This is a genomic window from Candidatus Allofournierella merdipullorum, assembly GCF_048426865.1.
GTDB classification, from domain to species: Bacteria; Bacillota; Clostridia; order Oscillospirales; family Ruminococcaceae; genus Allofournierella_A; species Allofournierella_A merdipullorum.
The window spans coordinates 1-16,826 of sequence record NZ_DBFNWJ010000046.1 but is presented as its reverse complement, the minus strand read 5'-3'; the positions used below and the strand labels follow the sequence as shown (position 1 = coordinate 16,826).

Sequence of the window (16,826 nt, the reverse complement as noted above, 5' to 3'; positions counted from 1 at the left end):
TGAATGACCTCCCTTTGCTTGCTTGTGCAGTTGGCAGACCGCACTCCCAGTATAGCAAAGGGAGTTTTTCTTTTCCCATTATCGACATTAGTCTTCTTTTGAACCACTCGCCTAGCGAGTGGTTTTCGATATACAAAAAGCCGCCCCCGTGCGATGCACGGGGGCGGCTTTCTTTGTTTTGTTTTTCGGGGTCAGGCAGGATCGTTCCAGCCCTTGCACACGTCCACCCAGCCTTTCGGCGCGGCATACCGCTCCAACTCGGGGATGGTCAGCTCAATGGCGCTGTTGGAACTGCCGCAGGCGGGGAACACCGTCTCGAACCGCTTGAGGGATTCGTCCAGCCACACTTCCACGCCTTCGTTCACGGCGAAGGGGCACACGCCCCCCACCGCATGGCCCACCAGCTCCACCGCCTGCTCGGGGGTGAGCATCTTGGCCTTGAGGCCGAACTGCGCCTTGAATTTCGGGTTGTCGATGCGGGCGTCGCCGGCGGCAACCACCAGCAGCGGCCCCGCCGGGCCCATAAAGGAGAGGGTCTTGGCGATGCGTTTGCCTTCGCAGCCCAATGCCAGCGCGGCCAGCTCCACCGTGGCGCTGGAGACGTCGAACTCCCGCACCCGGTCCGCAAGCCCCACCGACGCAAAATACCCTTTCACCCGTTCAATGGACATTGCCTTTCTCCCCTTTTTACACTTCGCGGCAGGCCTTGGCGATGCCCGCGGCGTCCAGCCCGAACTGGGTCAGCAGCTCCTTGGCGGGGCCGGAATGGCCAAACTCGTCCTTCACGCCCACGCGCTTGACCTTGCAGGCCACGCCCGCCTCGGCAATGGCGGCGCACACCGCTTCGCCCAGACCACCGATGATGCTGTGCTCCTCACAGGTGACCACCTTGCCGCACTCGCGGGCGGCCTTCAGCACCAGTTCGGTGTCCAGGGGTTTGATGCTGCACAGGTTGATGACCCGGGCGTTCACGCCCTCGGCGGCCAGCTGCTCGGCAGCCTTCAGCGCCTCGGCGGTCTCAAGGCCGGTGGCCAGGATGGCCAGGTCGTCGCCGTCCCGCAGCACTTCGCCCTTGCCGATTTCGAATTTGTAATTGGCCTCGTCGTGGAACACCGGCACCGCCAGACGGCCAAAACGCAGGTAAACGGGGCCCTCGTGCTCGTAAGCGGCCTTCACCGCGGCCTTGGCTTCCACGTCGTCCGCCGGGCACAGCACCACCATGCCGGGGATGGAGCGCATCAGCGCAAAGTCCTCGCAGCACTGGTGGGAAGCGCCGTCCTCGCCCACGGAGATGCCGCCGTGGGTGGCGCCGATCTTCACGTTCAGATGGGGGTAGCCCACCGAGTTGCGCACCTGCTCAAAGGCACGTCCCGCGGCGAACATGGCAAAGCTGGAAGCGAACGGCACAAGGCCCGCCGCCGCCATGCCCGCCGCCACGCCGATCATGTTCTGCTCGGCGATGCCGCAGTCGAAATGGCGCTCCGGGAACGCCTTTTTGAAAACGCCGGTCTTGGTTGCGGCCGCCAGGTCCGCGTCCAGAACCACCAGATCCTCATGCTCCTTGCCCAGTTCCACCAGCGCGGCGCCGTAGCTGTCGCGGGTAGCGATGGTCTTCACTTCGCTCATACCGTCTCCCCCTCCAGTTCTTCAAGCGCGGCGGTCAGTTCCGCCATGCCCTGTTCATACTCCGCGTCGTTCGGGGCCTTGCCGTGCCAGCCCACGTTGTTCTCCATATAGCTCACGCCCTTGCCCTTAGTGGTCTTGAGCAGGATGGCGCTGGGCCGGCCCTTCTCGGCACGGGCAGCGGCAAAGGCCGCTTCCAGCGCCTCAAAGCTGTGGCCGTCGATGACCTGAACAAAGATCCCGAAGGCCTTGAACTTCTCGTCCACCGGGCCGGGGTTCATCACGTCGGCCACCGCGCCGTCGATCTGCAGACCGTTCAGGTCCGCCAGAACGCACAGGTTGTCCAGCTTGTAGTGGGCGGCGAACATGGAGGCCTCCCACACTTCGCCCTCCTGCAGCTCGCCGTCGCCCAGCAGAGCGTAAACGCGGCTATCCTGCTTTTTGTACTTGGCTGCCAGCGCCATGCCGCAGGCCGCGGAAATGCCCTGGCCCAGGCTGCCGGTGGACATATCCACGCCCGGCACCATGTTCATGTTGGGGTGGCCCTGCAGGTAGCTGTCGGTGTGGCGCAGGGTGGGCAGGTCCTCCACCGGGAAAAAGCCCCGCAGCGCCAGCACGGAGTACAGCCCCGGCGCGGCGTGTCCCTTGGAGAGCACGAACCGGTCTCGGCCCTCGGCCTTGGGATCGGCAGGGTCCACCTTCATCTCCTTGAAATAAAGGTAGGTCAGCGCGTCAGCGGCGGAAAGGCTACCGCCCGGATGGCCCGCTTTGGCCCCGTGGGTGGAGGTCAGCACGCCCATGCGCGCCTTGCAGGCAAGTTTTTTCAGCGTGAGTTCTTCTTGTCTTGTCATATCATTCACCAAACACCTTTACATAGTCTGCTTTGAACTTCTCAATGCCCGAATCTGTCAGCGGGTGCTTCGTCATCTGCTGGATGACCTTGAAGGGCACCGTTGCGATGTCCGCCCCCGCCAGGGCGCAGTCGGTCACATGGATGGGATTGCGCACGCTGGCCGCGATGATCTCGCAGTGCAGGTCCGGGTAATTGTTGAAAATCGCGCTGATGGTCTGGATGAGGTCGATGCCCGGCTGGCTGATGTCATCCAGCCGCCCCAGGAAGGGCGACACATAGGTCGCGCCCGCCCGCGCCGCCAGCAGCGCCTGGTTGGCGGAGAAGATCAGCGTGCAGTTGGTGGGGATGCCCTCGGCGGAGAGCACCTTGATGGCCTTCAGGCCCTCGGCGGTCATGGGGATCTTCACGACCATGTGCTTCGGGTCCAGGGCGTAGATGGCGCGGCCTTCCTCGATCATGCCCGCCGCGTCGGTGGTGGTGGCTTTCACCTCGCCGGAGATGGGTCCGTCCACGATGGAGGCGATTTCCGCCAGCGTCTCGGCGTAGTCCCGTCCCTCTTTGGCGATGAGGCTGGGGTTCGTGGTCACGCCCGCGATGACGCCCATGTCGTTCGCCGCGCGAATTTCGTCCACGTTCGCCGTGTCGATAAAGAACTTCATTTCCTCATTCCTCCCTTTTTATTTTTGCCCGTAATAGGCGTTCGGTCCGTGCTTGCGCATAAAATGCTTTTCCACCACGTGGGCGGGGGCGGCCTCGGCGTCCCGCTTCACCTGCCGGGTCAGCAGCGCCATTTTCGCCACCTCTTCCAGCACCGCCGCGTGATACACCGCCTCGGCCGCCGTCTTGCCCCAGGCAAAGGGCCCGTGGCTGCGGCAGATGACCGCCGGCATATGCACCGGGTCGATGCCCCGGCCCGTAAAGGTCTCCACAACGACCTTACCGGTGTTCCTTTCGTAGTCCTCGTCCAGTTCTTCTTTGGTCAGGCCGCGGGTGCAGGGCACCGGGCCGTAAAAATAATCGGCGTGGGTGGTGCCGTAGCAGGGAATGTCCTCCCCCGCCTGGGCCCAGGCCGCCGCATAGGGGCTGTGGGTGTGCACGATGCCGCCCAGCGCCGGAAAAGCCTTGTACAATTCCAGATGGGTTTTGGTGTCGCTGGAGGGATTCAGTTTCCCCTCCACGATGTGCCCTTCCAGGTCCAGCACCACCAGTTTTTCAGGGGTGAGCTGCTCGTATTCCACGCCGGAGGGCTTGATGACCACCAGGCCCTTTTCCCGGTCGATGCCGGACACATTGCCCCAGGTGTAAACCACGAGGCCCCGCCGGGGCAGCTCCATGTTTGCCGCCCACACCGCCTGTTTCAGCGTTTCGAGCATCAGCACCCACACTCCTCTCGTCCGGGTCCGTGACCCACCCCTTGATTGTACCACACAAGCCCCCCGCCCGTCCACACAAAATGCGCCTGTTTTTGCGTGTCCGCGCCGTGAAAAACTTAACTTTTCCAGTTGCTTTACACCCCCGTCCGGCCCATGCTATACTGAAATCACAGAATGTATAAAGGAGGCCGGATGCATGGATGCAAAAGAGCTGGCGGGCAAAGGCTGCGGCAGGCGGTACGAAAAGGAATATCTGAACAAATACCGCGACTGTATGCTGTTTTACTGTGACGGAAAAGTCCGCTTCGAGCGCTATTGCTACGGCGAAGGCGCCTGCTACGTGTTCGGCGTTTGGGCTTCTCTTTCGCCGGACGGTTCCCTTACATATAAAGAGCCCTTCGACCCGCTGGTGGAAGAATCCGCCCTGCCCCGCCGCCTGACCAAAGCGGAGGACGGCGTGCTCTATTTTGACGATGCCCGCTGGAAATGGGAACCGGCCGCGGACCTCAAACTGGACGAAAAAAACGGTTATACCCGTCTGCGGATGCTGCTGCACCGGCTGGCAGGCCGCTGAGCGCCCCGCCGCGGGTCTTTTTATTACTGAAAAAGGAGGGTTTGCCCATGCGTGTCCGTTTTCGCCACCGCTTTGCCGCCGGCGTCCAGCGCACGGTGTGCCGGGTGGTTCTGTTTTTCCTGTTCCGGGCGCTGAACGCCCTCGCGGTGCGGGACAGCCGCGTCGCCGCCGAGATCGCCCCCTGGCCCGAGGAACGGGTGCTGGGGCTGGAAGTGCCCGGCGGCCCGGCGCTGTACATCGCCCGGCGGGGCAAACGCCTCTCCCGGCTGAAAAGCGCCCCCGCGCCGGACATCCTCATCCGTTTCAAAAGTGTACGGGACGCCTTTTACGTCTTCACCGGCCAGATGGGCGTGGCCTCGGCCTACGCCCAGCACCGCTTCACCGTGCAGGGCAACGTGAGCGAGACCATGGGTTTCGTGCGCTGTGTAGATTTGGCGGAGGGGTATCTCTTCCCGCCCTTCTGGGCAAAGAGCATTCTGAAGGAACTGCCCGAAAAGCAGCTGAGCAGCCTGCGGCTCTACGGCGCGGTGCTGCTGGGCCGGTAAGGAGGTCGTTTTGATGCCGAGTTATTATGAATTCAAACTGCCCGCAAAAATTCTTTCGGGCGACGGCGCGCTGGAACACATCCCCCACGAGCTGGAGGCCCTGGGCAGCAACCGGCCCCTGCTTCTTTCCGACGAGGGCCTCGTGAAAGCAGGCGCGGTGGCCACCGTGGAGGGGGCCATGGCCCAGGGCGGCGGCGCCTTCGCGGCGCAGTTCTGCCGCATCCCGCCGGACTCCTCCATCCAGACGGTGAACGAGATCGCCGCCTTTTTCCGCGAGAAGAACTGCGACGGCCTGGTGGCCGTGGGCGGCGGCAGCGTCATCGACACCGCCAAGGGCGTGGGTATGGTGCTGGCCCAGGGCAGCGGTGACCTTTTGCAGAACACCGGCTGCGAGGTGCTGGGCCGCGGGAACCACGTGCCCTTCATCGCGGTGCCCACCACCTCCGGAACCGGCAGCGAGGCCACGCTGGTGGCCGTGGTGGCAAATCCGGAAAAGCACGTGAAGATGGAGTTCATTAGCTATCACCTGCTGCCCGACGCGGCGGTGCTGGACGTGCGCATGACCGCCAGCCTGCCGCCCCGCATCACCGCTTCCACCGGCATGGACACTTTGTGCCACGCCATCGAAGCGGCCAGCTGTTTGCAGCGCAACCCGGTGAGCGACGCCTTTGCCGAAAGGGCCATGGGCCTTGTGATGCAGAACCTGCCCGCCGCGGTGGAAAACGGGCAGAACAAAGCCGCCCGCCTTGCCATGGCCAATGCCAGCCTGCTGGCGGGGGCGGCCTTTTCCAACAGTATGGTGGGTCTGGTGCACGCCATCGGCCACGCCCTGGGCGGCGTGTGCCGGGTGGCCCACGGCGACGCCATGACCATCCTGCTGCCGGCGGTGATGGAATTCAACCTCCCGGTGTGCGGCACCCGCTACGGCGAGCTGCTGCTGGCACTGACCGGGCCGGAGGAGTACGCCGCCACCCCCGCTCCCGACCGGGCCGCCGCGGCCATCGGCGCGGTGGACGCGCTGCGCCGCCGCCTGCACGACACCTGCGGCCTGCCCGTCACCCTGCGGGATACCGGCCGGGTGGAAAAGAGCGCCTTCGAGGCGGTGGCCCGCACCGCTTTGGACGACGGCGCCATGATCGTCAATCCCCGCCAGGCCTCCTTTGAGCAGGTGCTGGCCATTCTGGAGAAAGTGTGGTGACAAGCATGGACATCGAATCCATCGTCAAACGTCAGCGAGACTTTTTCGCCACCGGCGCCACCCTGCCGGTGAGCGCCCGCGTGGACGCTCTGAAGCGTCTGCAAGCCAACATCCGCGCCGCGGAAAAGGATCTGCAGGCCGCCATGAAGCAGGACCTGAACAAGAGCGGTTTTGAAAGCTATATGGCCGAAATCGGCATGGTGCTGGACGAAGTGGGCCACGCCGTCAAAAAGCTGCCCGCCTGGGCAAAACCCAAACGGGCCCGCACCCCCATGTCCCAGTTTTCCGCCAAGAGCTTTATCCTGTCCGAGCCCTACGGCGTAACGCTGGTGATGGCCCCCTGGAACTACCCCTTCCTGCTCAGCATGGACCCGGTCATCGGCGCGGTGGCGGCGGGCAACTGCGTGGTCTTGAAGCCCAGCGCCTACGCCCCGGCCACCAGCGCGGCCATGGCGAAGCTCATTGCCGACACCTTCGACCCCGGCTGGGTCACGGTGGTGGAGGGCGGCCGCAAGGAGAACTCGGCCCTTTTGGACCAGCGCTTTGACTTCATCTTCTTTACCGGCGGCGTGACGGTGGGCAAGCTGGTGATGGAAAAGGCCAGCCATTGGCTGACCCCGGTCATTCTGGAACTGGGCGGCAAAAGCCCGGTGCTGGTGGATAAGACCGCCGACATTCCCCTCACCGCCAAGCGCCTGGCCTTCGGCAAGGTGCTCAACGCAGGCCAGACCTGCGTCGCGCCGGACTATGTTCTGGTGGACCGCACGGTGAAGGACCAGCTGGTGGAAGAGTTAAAAAAACAGTTTGCCGCCATGCTGGGGCCGGACCCGCTGCACAACCCGGACTATGTGCGCATCATCAACCGCAAGCACTTTGAGCGCGTCACCGGCCTTTTGGAGGGCGAGACCATCCTGGCGGGCGGCCAAAGCCGGGCGGACGAAGTCTCCAGCTGGATCGAGCCCACCCTTGTGGAGGGCACCGCCGACTGCAAGCCCATGCAGGAGGAGATTTTCGGGCCCATCCTGCCTCTCATCCCGGTGGAGGGCATGGACGAAGCCATCGCCTTTGTGAACGGGCGGGAGAAGCCGCTGGCTCTCTACCTCTTCACCAAAGACCCGGCGGTGGAGCAAAAGGTGCTGGCCCGGTGCAGCTTTGGCGGCGGGTGCGTCAACGACACCATTATCCACCTTGCCACCCACGACATGGGCTTTGGCGGCGTGGGCCAGAGCGGCATGGGCAACTACCACGGCAAGCGCAGCTTCGACGCTTTCAGCCACGAAAAGAGCATCGTGAAAAAGGCCCTTTGGCTGGACCTGCCCATGCGGTATATGCCCTACACCAAAAAGAACGAGAAAATGGTGCGGATGTTCCTGAAATAAGTTTTTAAAACGCAGAGTGCCCCCGGGCCGCGATTCGCGGCCCGGGGGCACTTTATTATCAGAACATATCTTTGATGGGCTTCATCGAGTCCACCCCGGCGTAGTAATCCGCTTTGGAGATCAGCGCCATTTCTTCCGTCATGTATTCCGTATCCATCCCGTGGGAGATGACATAGAACATATCCTCGCTTTCACCCATAATGCGGGGCAACGTGGTGCCCCAGCCTCCATGGTTGCGCAGGGTGATCTCGGTCAGTTCACCGCTCACAAGGTCCAGCGCAAACAAGCATTCTCTCCACGTGTCAATGTTGTCCGGCTCTGCCTTCCACATCGTTTCCAGCATCAGATGATCGTCCCATACGCAGCCGACGACAATAAACTGATTTTCCGGCCAGTTCTCAGCAAGTACCGTTGTTTCACCGGTGGCAAGGTCCCAAGCTTCAAAGCGGCCCTGTGCCTTACTGAACAGGATCTCCTTGTTGTTCCAGCAGGAGAGCGACTGCCACTTCCCATTGTCCCAGCTCAACAGCGGCACTTCCTCGCCAGTGCGGGGATCCCAAACGGTGACCGTGAATGTCGTTTCAGAAAGGATCTCCTCTTGCTGCTGCATATCCGTCTTCAAGTCGCCGGAGGGCTGGTGATACTCTTCCAGCAGTTCCTTTCCATCGCTGAAACCATGCAGCAGGCCCGAGCCAAAAGCTGCCCCGCTGGCAAACTCCTCGGGCAGTTCCGCCCCCTCTTCGGTCTCGCCGGTTTCCGGGTCCAGCAGCACCGCTTTCCCCTCCATCGCCAGCCATATCCTATCCCCTTCCACAGATGCGCCCAAGGGATGAAAAGAGATTTTTCCCAAGCCACTGAACAGCACCTTTTTGTCGCCGCCATCCGGTCTGCGCACATCCAGCGAATAGGTCCCATCCTCGTCCCGTCCGCAGGTGAGCACCCAGTCCCCCGCCAAAGCCACCTCGCGGAAGTAAGGCGTGAATGCCGGACAGTTCTCATCCTTGTGGGTGCAGCCCACCGCATCACACAAAGGTGTCCGGGTGCCGGTGGTATAGTCGGTGTAGCAGAGAAGACGATCGAAAACTCTGTAGTCTCCCTGTCCGTTTTGCGCCAACAGCTCCCCCAGGTATCCACTTGGCGCCGCAGTGAGGGTACGCTCCCCGTTCAGCAGCTGCTCCACGGCGGCCCCGTCGGTCTGGGTCTCGCTTTCGCTCATCGGCGGAGCGGATACGCTCTGTCCCGCCTCCTGCCCGGCACAACCCGCCAATAAAACCGCTGCCAACGTCACGCCCAGCGCAGCCCGGGTGCATTGTTTTAATAACTGTTCCATTGTTGCACAGCCTCCTTTTCCGCGCACTTTCATCAGAACACATCTTTAATGGGCACCATCGAGTCCACCCCGGCATAGTAGTCCGCCTTGGGGATCATAGCCATCACACTTTGCGGAGCTTCTTCCGAAGCTGTGAAGCAAACCACATAGAATTTGTCCTCACTCTCGCCCATGATACGGGGCAGCGCGGTTCCCTGTCCTCCGCGATTGCGCAGAGTGATCTCGGTCAGCTCTCCACTTTCCAGGTCCAGCGCGAACATGCACTCTTTCCAAGTGTCGCTGTTGTCCGGCTCCGGCTCCCAACTGGTCTCAACCATCAGGTGTCCGTCCCATATATAAGCGGCCTGTACCCTCTGCTCCGCCGGCCAGTTTTCCGCCAGCACCTTTGTCTCGCCGGTGATCAGGTCCCGGGCCTCAAAGCAGCCCTGCGCTTCGCTGAACAGAATGACCCTGTCGTTCCAGACACGCATGAACCGCCATTCCCCATTGTTCCAGATCGTCAGCGGCACTTCCCCGCCGGTGCGGGGGTCCCAGGCGGAAAGGGTCACGGTGGCCTGGGCGCGAATCTCCTGTTCCTGCCGTTCATCCGCCAGCAGATCGCCGGTGGGCTGGTAATTCTCTTCCACCAGTTTCTCCGCATTAGAGGTCACACGCAGCACCCCCGAGCCCAGTACTCCCACATTTGTAAAAAGCGGGGGGGGATGTCCGCCCACGTCTCCGTCTCGCCGGTAGCCGGGTCCAGCAGCATCGCCTTGCCATCTCTGGCCAGCCACACCTTGTCCCCTTCCAGGGCAAATCCCCAGGGATAGAGCGAATCGCCCTCAGCGCCGGTGATCAGGGTCCTTTTTCCACTGCCGTCCATCCTGCGAGCGTCCAGCGAACCTGTGCCGTCCGCGTTCGTGCCGCTGGTGAGTACCCAGTCGCCCGCCATGCCCACATTGCGATAATATGGCGAAAAGGCCGGGCAGCTTTCATCTGCGTGGGCGCAGCCCGCTACGTCGCACAGGGGCGTGCGGGTGCCGGCAGCGTAGTCCACATAACAAAGAAGATACCGGTCCGTCAGATTCACAAATTCATACAGGCCCTGGCCGGTCTGCGTCAGCGGCGTGTCCATATACCCCGTCGGCAGCGCGGTGAGGGTATGTTCCCCCTTTAGCAGCTGCTCCACAGCGGCCCCATCGGTCCGGGCCGCGCTTTCGCTCATCGGCGGAGCGGACGCGCTCTGCCCCGCCTCCTGCCCGGCACAGCCCGCCAATAAAACCGCTGCCAGCGCCACGCCCAGCGCAGCCCGGGTGCATTGTTTCAAAAACCGTTCCATTTTTGAACAGCCTCCTTTTTCGGGGCAGAGTTTGTACCACATCCCTGCCCTGTTGCTGCCCTCATTGTAGCCCCTGCTTTTATCCGACTTGCAGCCGGAATGTTTCACTTTAGGAAAAAGATGCCGCTTCCAGCAAAAATGTCTCGTGGGCGGCGCAGACCTGCAGCCGCAGCCGCCCCTGTGCCGAGCGCAGTTCTGTCGCCCCCGCCTGCACCGTTTCGGTTTCCTCCCAGTCGGGCAGCACGTCCACCCCCAGCAAAGTGCGCCATTCCTCCAACAGCGCCATAGGGTCGGCGGGCGCATCCGCCAGGCCGTAGATTGAAAGGCGCGCGGGCAGGCCCGTCACCGGCTCGGTGATGAGGTACACATCTCCCAGCCGCACCCGCACAAAGCCCATCTCGTCCCGCCAGCCCTGGCCACGGCTGCTCTGCGTCAGCGCTTCGCCCACCGTCTGCCTCGCCCCATCGGGCAGATTTTCCAACGTCATCAGTTCCATCAGCGTCTCCCTGGCGTTTTCCGCCGCCGCATCGGCCTCTTCTTCTGCAAGAGGCTCCCAGCCTTCGCTCCAGCCGCCCAGCAGGTTCTGCCGCTCGTAGAGCTGGCTCACAAACCCGTTTTCCCGTGCCGCCGCGCTCAATGCAAGATCGGTGGCCGGGCGTGTACGGGGCTGGGCAAAAAGCTCCCGGTCATAAGCCTCGCACACCATCCAGGGCAGAGCCATACTGCCCGCCGCCAGCGCCAGCACCAAAAGCCAGAGTCCGGCGCTTTTCAGCCATCGTTTCATCTCCCCGCCTCCTGCAGCTCAAACCGCACGGTGGTACCTTTGCCCACTTCGCTCTCGATGGCAAGTTCCCCTCCATGGAGCCGCGCGATGCGGGCGCAAAGGGCAAGCCCGAAGCCGCTGCCATTCTGTGCCCGGGCACGGGAACGGTCCACCATATAAAAGGGTTCCGTCACCCGGGCCAGTTCCCCGGCCGGGATGCCCCGGCCCTTGTCCTTCACCGCCAGCGTCACCCGGCCTTCTTGGGCCTCGGCGGTTAGGGTCGCTTTCCCGTCCGCCGGGTCGGCCCGCTCGGCGTTGCTCACAAGGTTCTGCACCAGCGCCAGCACAAGGTCCGGCTGGGCCAGCACCGCAATGCCCTCAAGGCCCTCGAACACCAGTTCCGTTTTTGCCTCGGGCGGGCGGATACGCCGCAGCCGCGCCTCCAGCGTTTTCAGTTCCAGCGGCTCCAGCGCCAGTTCACCGGTGTGTTCCAGTTCCATGAACACCATCAGCTTCTGGCTCAATACCTCCAGCCGCTTTGTCTCGTGGTAGATGTAGTCCGCCGCCTTTTTCCTCTGCTCGGGCGGCAGCTCGCCGGAGCGCAGCAGCGATGCGTAACCCATCATGCTGGTGATGGGGGTCTTGAGCTCATGGGTAAAAGCCGCCACAAAGTCGTCCCGCTGGCGCACCGACAGATCCAGCTGTTCCACCTTCTGCTGCACCGCCTGGGCCATCCGGTCAAAACTGCGGCTCAGGTCCGCCAGTTCATCCTCTCCTTTCAGGGCCGTGCGCTCGTCGTAGGCACCGGCGGCGATGCGCCGGGCCGCTTCCTCCAGCCGGGCCACCGGACGGGTGAGCATCCGGCTCATGGCCAACACCAGCACCACCAGCGCGGCGAAGGCTGCCCCCTCCACCCGGGCGAAGCCCCACAGCAAATCGTCCCGGGCCTCAAACAGGCCCGTCACGTCGTAGGCGTTCAGCACCCAGGCGCTCCCCGCCGCCTGTTCCACCTTGGTGGCGTAGAGCTGGAACACCCCGTCCCCGGTATTTAAATAGGTCACGGCGGTGTCCCCCGCCGTCAGCGCCGCCCGCTGGTCGGCGGCAGTGATAACCTCCGGCAGGCTGGACCAGACGGAAAACCCGCTGCCGTTGTAAAGGGCCATCCACTCGCCGCCGGTTCCGCCGTAGCTTTGCAGCCGCCGGCCGTACTCCTTCAGCAGGTCGGTATCATAGGGGCCGGCCCCCGCCTCGATCAACGCCATCTTCACGCCGTAGGCGTCCCGCTGGTGGTGTGCCTCGTTCTGCCGCTGGGCCGCAGCCAGCTGGCTGTCAAAGCTGCTGCGCACCAGCCAGGCCGCACCCGCGTTCAGCACCACCGCCAGCAGCGCCAGCATGGCCAGCGCCAGCTTGTGGGAAAACTTCATTCACTCCGCCTCCAGCATATACCCGATTTTATACACCGTGCGTATCTCTTTTTGCAGCCCCAGCTTCTTGCGCAGCCGCTGGATGTGCAGGTCCAGGGTACGGGTGTCGTCCTCGGCAATGTCGCCCCACACCCGTTCATAAATCACGTCCCGGTAGAGCGCCAGCCCCCGGTTGCGCACCAAAAGCAAAAACAGGTCGAACTCCCGTGGCGTCAACGCCACCGGCTGACCGTTCCGCTTCACGATGCGGCCCGCCGGGTCCACCTCCAGCCCGAACACCCGCACCGCGCCCAGCCGCCCGCTGCGGCGCAGCACTGCCTCCGCCCGGGCAATAAGCTCCATCGGTTCGAAGGGCTTCACGATGTAGTCATCCGCCCCCAGCCGCAGCCCCCGCACCCGGTCCGCCAGCGCCCCCTTTGCCGTGAGAAAAATCACCGGCGTTCCGGTGGGCGCGAGATATTCCATCAGCTCAAAGCCGCTGATCTGGGGCAACATCACGTCCAGCAGCACCAGATCGTACCGCTCTTTCTCCAGCTTGTCCGCCGCCTCGTTTCCGCTCATCGCCGTTTCGCACTCGTGTCCCGCCTGGGTCAGCGTCAGCTGAATGAGGTCCGCGATGGCCGCTTCGTCATCCACGATCAGAATTTTTGCCATGCTCTCCCTGCCTCCTTTTTATAAAAAGTATTCCAAAGTTGTATCCGGAGCGTATCCGCCCGAATTTTTATGGTATTCCTCTTGACAACTGTGTATACCGTGTATATACTGTATATGTCGGATATGTACAGTCCGGCAAATTCAAGGAAACGAGGAACACTGATGGAGATCTACATCAGCAATTCCGGCGCCAAACCCATTTACGAACAGATCACCGACCAAATCAAAGCCGCCATCCTCGCCGGCAAGCTGGCAGAGGGAGAGGCTCTGCCCAGCATCCGCTTTCTGGCGAAGGAGCTGGGCATCAGCGTCATCACCACCAAGCGGGCCTACGAGGACCTGGAAGCCGCGGGTTTCATCCACACGGTGCCCGGCAAGGGCAGCTTTGTGGCCGCCGCAGACCCGGAGCTTCATCGCGAGGCCACCCTCAAAAAAGTGGAAGAGCTGCTGAACCAGGCGCTGGACGTGGCGGCGGCGGGCGGTGTGACCCGTTCGGAGGTGCTGGAAACACTTAAACTGCTGTCAGAGGGAGAATGAACCATGGAAAACGTCATTGAGGTGCGCGGCCTGTGCAAGCGCTACCCCGACTTCCAGCTGCAAGACGTCAGCTTCACCGTGCCCGCCGGGAGCATCGTTGGCTTCATCGGCGAGAACGGCGCGGGCAAAACCACCACCATGCGGGCCATCCTGGGCACCCTGCGCCCGGACGGCGGCGAGGTGACCGTGCTGGGCAAGCCCGCGGGCCACACCAAAACGCTGGCCCAGGTGGGCGCAGTGTTCGAGGACGCCTTTTTCTACGAAGTACTCAGTCCCGCCGAGGTGGGCAGCTGCCTTGCGTCCATCCAGCCCGGCTTTGACAAGGAGTATTACCGGCAGCTGCTGGCGGAATTTGAACTGTCCCCCGCCAAAAAGATGAAGGATTTCAGCCGGGGCATGCGGATGAAGCTGCGGCTGGCGGCGGCGCTGGCCCACCACCCCAGGCTGCTCCTGCTGGACGAAGCCACCAGCGGGCTGGACCCGGTGATGCGCGCCGAAATTTTGGACCTTTTGCGCCGCTTCATCCAGGACGAGGAGCACAGCGTGTTGCTGAGCAGCCACATCACCGCCGACCTGGAAAAAGCGGCGGACTACATCGTGTATATTCAAAAAGGGCGCATCCTCTTTGAAAAGGAGACCGACCTGCTGTTGGAGGAATACGGCGTGCTGCGTGCCGGCGCCCAGCAAATTGCCGCCCTGCCCGCTGAACTGGTGGTTGCGACCCGCGCCAACGCCTTCGGGCAGGCGGCTCTGGTGAACGACCGCCGCGCCGCCGCGGCCCTTCTGCCGGACGCGGTGCTGGATAAACCCTCCCTGGATGACATCATGCAGTTCTATTCGGAAAGGAGAAGCGTATGATCGGCCTGCTGAAAAAGGATCTGCTCATTCTGCGGCGGGTCTATATGAAGAACTTCTTTCTTGTGCTGGTGCTCTACACCGTGCTGGGCATCGCGCTTAAGATGACCAGCTTTTTCACCCTGATGAGCTGGATGTACGGCTTTTATGTGATGAGTCTGTTCAATGTGGACAACGCCTGCCGCTGGGATTTCTACGCCGCCACCCTGCCGGTGAGCCGCAAAACGGTGGTGACCGCCAAGTTCCTGCTGCTGGGCCTCTGCATCGCCGCGGGCTTTGTTTACAGCCTGGTCACGGCTCCGGTGGCGCATCTGCTGAACGGCGAGCCCATCGCCGAGAGTATCCTGGCCAGCCTGCTGGTGACCCTGATCCTGATCATCTACTTTGCGCTGACCATCCCCCTCACCTATGCTTTCGGTCCGGACAAAGCCCGCAGCGCCATGCTGTTGCTGGTGGGCGTTGCCGGCGGCGCCATCCTTGCCGCCGCCAGCCTGGGCGGCGGCGCCGAATCTGTTTTGAACGGCCTGTTCGGCTGGATGGAAACTTCCCTCGTTCCCGGCTTCTCCGTCATCACCGCCGCGGCGGTGGTGATCTGCCTGGTCTGCTGGCTGGTCAGCTGCCGCATTTACGAGAAAAAGGAATTTTGAAAAGGCAAAGCGCCGCCTGCGTTTCGGCAGGCGGCGCTTTTTGCCGTAAAGATTCAGCCCAGAGCCACGTCCAGCAGCATCATCACCAGAAAGCCCAGCATCACGCTGCCGGTACCCACATGGGAATGCTCGCCCAGATGGGCTTCGGGAATGAGTTCCTCCACCACTACATAGATCATGGCGCCGGCAGCAAAGGCCAGGACCCAGGGCATCATACCTGCCACGCTGCTCGCCGCCAGCACGGTGAGCAAGCCGAACACCGGCTCCACCACACCGGACAGCGCCCCGCAGACGAAGGCCTTGCCCCGGCTCACGCCCTGCCCGCGCAGGGGCAGGCTGATGGCCGCGCCCTCGGGGAAGTTCTGCAGCCCCATGCCGATGGCCAGCGCCACCGCGCCGGGCAGAGCCGCTGCGCCGCCGTCCCGGGCAGCCACTGCGAAGGCCAGGCCCACAGCCATACCCTCAGGGATGTTGTGCAGCGTCACCGCCAGCACCACCATGGTGGTGCGCTTGAGGTGGGCGGGCAGGCCCTCCGGCTCGTCGCTGCCGATGTGCAGATGGGGCATCAGGCGGTCCAGCAGCATCAGAAAGACGCCGCCCAGCACAAAACCGCCACCGGCGGCCAGCAAAGCGCTCTGGCCCTGCTCCTCGGCCATCTCCATGGCGGGGATGAGCAGCGACCACACCGACGCGGCGATCATCACCCCGGCGGCAAATCCCAGAAACGCCCGCTGCAGCCCGGCGCCCATATCCTTTTTAAATAGGAATACGGTACCCGCACCCAGCACGGTGGCAAGGCAGGTGGCCCCGGTGCCCAGCAAGGCAAAATACAACTCTCGTTGCAGCATATGGTTCTCCTTTTCACGCGCGGCGAAACGCCGCGTTATTCCCTGCCGCCCTTTCTCGCCGGGGGCGGCGCTGCTTTCACTATACACTACCGCCGCGCGCATTTCAACTTGATTTGCCGCCCAAAAGCAGTTATAATATGTAAGCGTCATACGTCTCTGTAGCTCAGATGGATAGAGCGTTCGCCTCCTAAGAATATGTTTATCACGGGCCAAATGATTTTTTGAAATTTGAAGTCCGGTTCGAATGGAGTCGCGAATTCGGCGTTTTTCTAACGCCGGGGAAGAGGAACATTTTTAAGCAAATTGCTTTCAAGGGGCAAAAACCCATTAGCAAAATGACCGTTTTTCTAATGGATTTTCCCTCTGAAATATAGATCGTCACCTTGGACGAACCGTGAAAAACCGCGTAAAATCAAGGAAATTTCATAGATGTCTCTGTAGCTCAGCAGGATAGAGCGTCCGCCTCCTAAGCGGAAGGCCGCTGGTTCGAATCCAGTCAGGGACGCCAGCGCACTATCGCGGAAGATTTTTCACGAAATCTTCCGCGTTTCTTCTAATAAAAAAGAGGCTTCGTTGATAAAGTGCTAAAAAAACAGGGCTTTTATCTAATGAGGAAAAACGCCCTGAACTGGTGATTCCGCTAAAAATGGCGCGTGTTTTCGTGTTCACTGGTGTATCTGGGTGTAAATCTGTGATAAATCCCCCCTATCGCCTCAGAAATCTGAAATATGATACCCAGAACTGCTATGACGAAAGAAAAGACCGGAGGGCGGATTTCTAAAGGCGTTAGAAAATCAGGTGGCGAAATTTTAGATTTCTAAAATCAACCGCCGGGATTAGAGGAAGCAGGAAATCGGAAGTTTCATCAGATAAATATTTGGAAAAAGTCTTGACTCCTACGTTGC

General features: G+C 62.0%; 19 protein-coding genes and 1 tRNA gene. 8 read left to right on the top strand and 12 right to left on the bottom strand.

Features of this window, described 5'->3' with window-relative positions; translation table 11 throughout:
- Positions 1 to 191: 191 nt before the first annotated feature.
- From ACMNAY_RS08405 to ACMNAY_RS08385, 5 genes are read right to left on the bottom strand one after another with little or no spacing between them, the layout of a single operon-like run.
- Positions 192 to 671, bottom strand: a complete 480-nt coding sequence (locus tag ACMNAY_RS08405) for a YbaK/EbsC family protein (protein WP_394968056.1) — start codon at positions 669 to 671, stop codon at positions 192 to 194.
- 16 nt (positions 672 to 687) lie between these two features.
- Positions 688 to 1,626, bottom strand: coding sequence for a transketolase family protein (locus tag ACMNAY_RS08400; RefSeq protein WP_418719087.1), 939 nt, complete (start codon positions 1,624 to 1,626; stop codon positions 688 to 690).
- Positions 1,623 to 2,474: a transketolase gene (locus ACMNAY_RS08395; RefSeq protein ID WP_418719086.1), complete on the bottom strand. Its 852-nt coding sequence runs from the start codon at positions 2,472 to 2,474 to the stop codon at positions 1,623 to 1,625. Before ACMNAY_RS08395 ends, ACMNAY_RS08400 begins: the two co-directional genes overlap by 4 nt.
- Before the next feature lies 1 nt (position 2,475).
- Positions 2,476 to 3,135 (bottom strand): fructose-6-phosphate aldolase, encoded by a 660-nt coding sequence (gene fsa, locus ACMNAY_RS08390; RefSeq protein ID WP_418719085.1) that lies wholly within the window; start codon positions 3,133 to 3,135, stop codon positions 2,476 to 2,478.
- A gap of 18 nt (positions 3,136 to 3,153) precedes the next feature.
- Positions 3,154 to 3,849, bottom strand: a complete 696-nt coding sequence (locus ACMNAY_RS08385) for an L-ribulose-5-phosphate 4-epimerase (RefSeq protein WP_418719084.1) — start codon at positions 3,847 to 3,849, stop codon at positions 3,154 to 3,156.
- A gap of 196 nt (positions 3,850 to 4,045) precedes the next feature.
- Between ACMNAY_RS08385 and ACMNAY_RS08380 the strand changes: the two genes are divergently transcribed.
- The 4 genes from ACMNAY_RS08380 to ACMNAY_RS08365 are packed head-to-tail and all read left to right on the top strand — an operon-like array spanning position 4,046 to position 7,545.
- Entirely contained in the window at positions 4,046 to 4,423 is a 378-nt protein-coding gene (locus tag ACMNAY_RS08380; protein WP_394968046.1) for a hypothetical protein, read from the top strand.
- 47 nt (positions 4,424 to 4,470) lie between these two features.
- A complete protein-coding gene (locus ACMNAY_RS08375) occupies positions 4,471 to 4,968 on the top strand; it encodes a hypothetical protein (RefSeq protein ID WP_418719083.1) in 498 nt (165 codons plus the stop codon).
- A 13-nt stretch (positions 4,969 to 4,981) separates the two neighbouring features.
- Entirely contained in the window at positions 4,982 to 6,166 is a 1,185-nt protein-coding gene (locus tag ACMNAY_RS08370; protein WP_418719082.1) for an iron-containing alcohol dehydrogenase, read from the top strand.
- A gap of 5 nt (positions 6,167 to 6,171) precedes the next feature.
- Positions 6,172 to 7,545: an aldehyde dehydrogenase gene (locus ACMNAY_RS08365; RefSeq protein WP_418719088.1), complete on the top strand. Its 1,374-nt coding sequence runs from the start codon at positions 6,172 to 6,174 to the stop codon at positions 7,543 to 7,545.
- 58 nt (positions 7,546 to 7,603) lie between these two features.
- On the opposite strand, the gene ACMNAY_RS08360 is transcribed toward ACMNAY_RS08365, so the two are convergent.
- The 6 genes from ACMNAY_RS08360 to ACMNAY_RS08335 form a co-directional block, all read right to left on the bottom strand.
- Positions 7,604 to 8,875: a hypothetical protein gene (locus ACMNAY_RS08360; protein ID WP_418719081.1), complete on the bottom strand. Its 1,272-nt coding sequence runs from the start codon at positions 8,873 to 8,875 to the stop codon at positions 7,604 to 7,606.
- Positions 8,876 to 8,907: 32 nt separating this feature from the next.
- The gene (locus ACMNAY_RS08355; RefSeq protein WP_418719080.1) at positions 8,908 to 9,525 is read right to left on the bottom strand and encodes a hypothetical protein; all 618 of its coding nucleotides are present in this window, start codon (positions 9,523 to 9,525) and stop codon (positions 8,908 to 8,910) included.
- Positions 9,522 to 10,193, bottom strand: coding sequence for a hypothetical protein (locus ACMNAY_RS08350; RefSeq protein WP_418719079.1), 672 nt, complete (start codon positions 10,191 to 10,193; stop codon positions 9,522 to 9,524). Before ACMNAY_RS08350 ends, ACMNAY_RS08355 begins: the two co-directional genes overlap by 4 nt.
- Before the next feature lie 109 nt (positions 10,194 to 10,302).
- Positions 10,303 to 10,977, bottom strand: a complete 675-nt coding sequence (locus ACMNAY_RS08345; protein WP_418719078.1) for a hypothetical protein — start codon at positions 10,975 to 10,977, stop codon at positions 10,303 to 10,305.
- Positions 10,974 to 12,380, bottom strand: coding sequence for a sensor histidine kinase (locus ACMNAY_RS08340; protein ID WP_418719077.1), 1,407 nt, complete (start codon positions 12,378 to 12,380; stop codon positions 10,974 to 10,976). The genes ACMNAY_RS08345 and ACMNAY_RS08340 overlap by 4 nt, the downstream gene beginning before the upstream one ends.
- Positions 12,381 to 13,034, bottom strand: a complete 654-nt coding sequence (locus ACMNAY_RS08335; RefSeq protein ID WP_418719076.1) for a response regulator transcription factor — start codon at positions 13,032 to 13,034, stop codon at positions 12,381 to 12,383. It abuts the gene before it with no gap.
- Between the two features lie 162 nt (positions 13,035 to 13,196).
- On the opposite strand from ACMNAY_RS08335, the gene ACMNAY_RS08330 reads away from it, so the two are divergent.
- Genes ACMNAY_RS08330 through ACMNAY_RS08320 form a run of 3 tightly spaced genes read left to right on the top strand, consistent with a single transcriptional unit; the run spans position 13,197 to position 15,073 of the window.
- Positions 13,197 to 13,571: a GntR family transcriptional regulator gene (locus tag ACMNAY_RS08330; protein WP_394968032.1), complete on the top strand. Its 375-nt coding sequence runs from the start codon at positions 13,197 to 13,199 to the stop codon at positions 13,569 to 13,571.
- A 3-nt stretch (positions 13,572 to 13,574) separates the two neighbouring features.
- On the top strand, positions 13,575 to 14,429 hold the full coding sequence (locus ACMNAY_RS08325; protein ID WP_418719075.1) for an ABC transporter ATP-binding protein: 855 nt from the start codon (positions 13,575 to 13,577) through the stop codon (positions 14,427 to 14,429).
- Positions 14,426 to 15,073, top strand: coding sequence for an ABC-2 transporter permease (locus ACMNAY_RS08320; RefSeq protein ID WP_394968028.1), 648 nt, complete (start codon positions 14,426 to 14,428; stop codon positions 15,071 to 15,073). The genes ACMNAY_RS08325 and ACMNAY_RS08320 overlap by 4 nt, the downstream gene beginning before the upstream one ends.
- A gap of 53 nt (positions 15,074 to 15,126) precedes the next feature.
- Here ACMNAY_RS08320 and ACMNAY_RS08315 read toward each other — a convergent pair whose 3' ends face one another.
- Complete coding sequence (locus ACMNAY_RS08315) at positions 15,127 to 15,921, bottom strand: ZIP family metal transporter (protein ID WP_418719074.1); 795 nt, start codon at positions 15,919 to 15,921, stop codon at positions 15,127 to 15,129.
- Between the two features lie 431 nt (positions 15,922 to 16,352).
- On the opposite strand from ACMNAY_RS08315, the gene ACMNAY_RS08310 reads away from it, so the two are divergent.
- Positions 16,353 to 16,429: transfer RNA gene (locus tag ACMNAY_RS08310), tRNA-Arg, on the top strand.
- Positions 16,430 to 16,826: the final 397 nt, after the last annotated feature.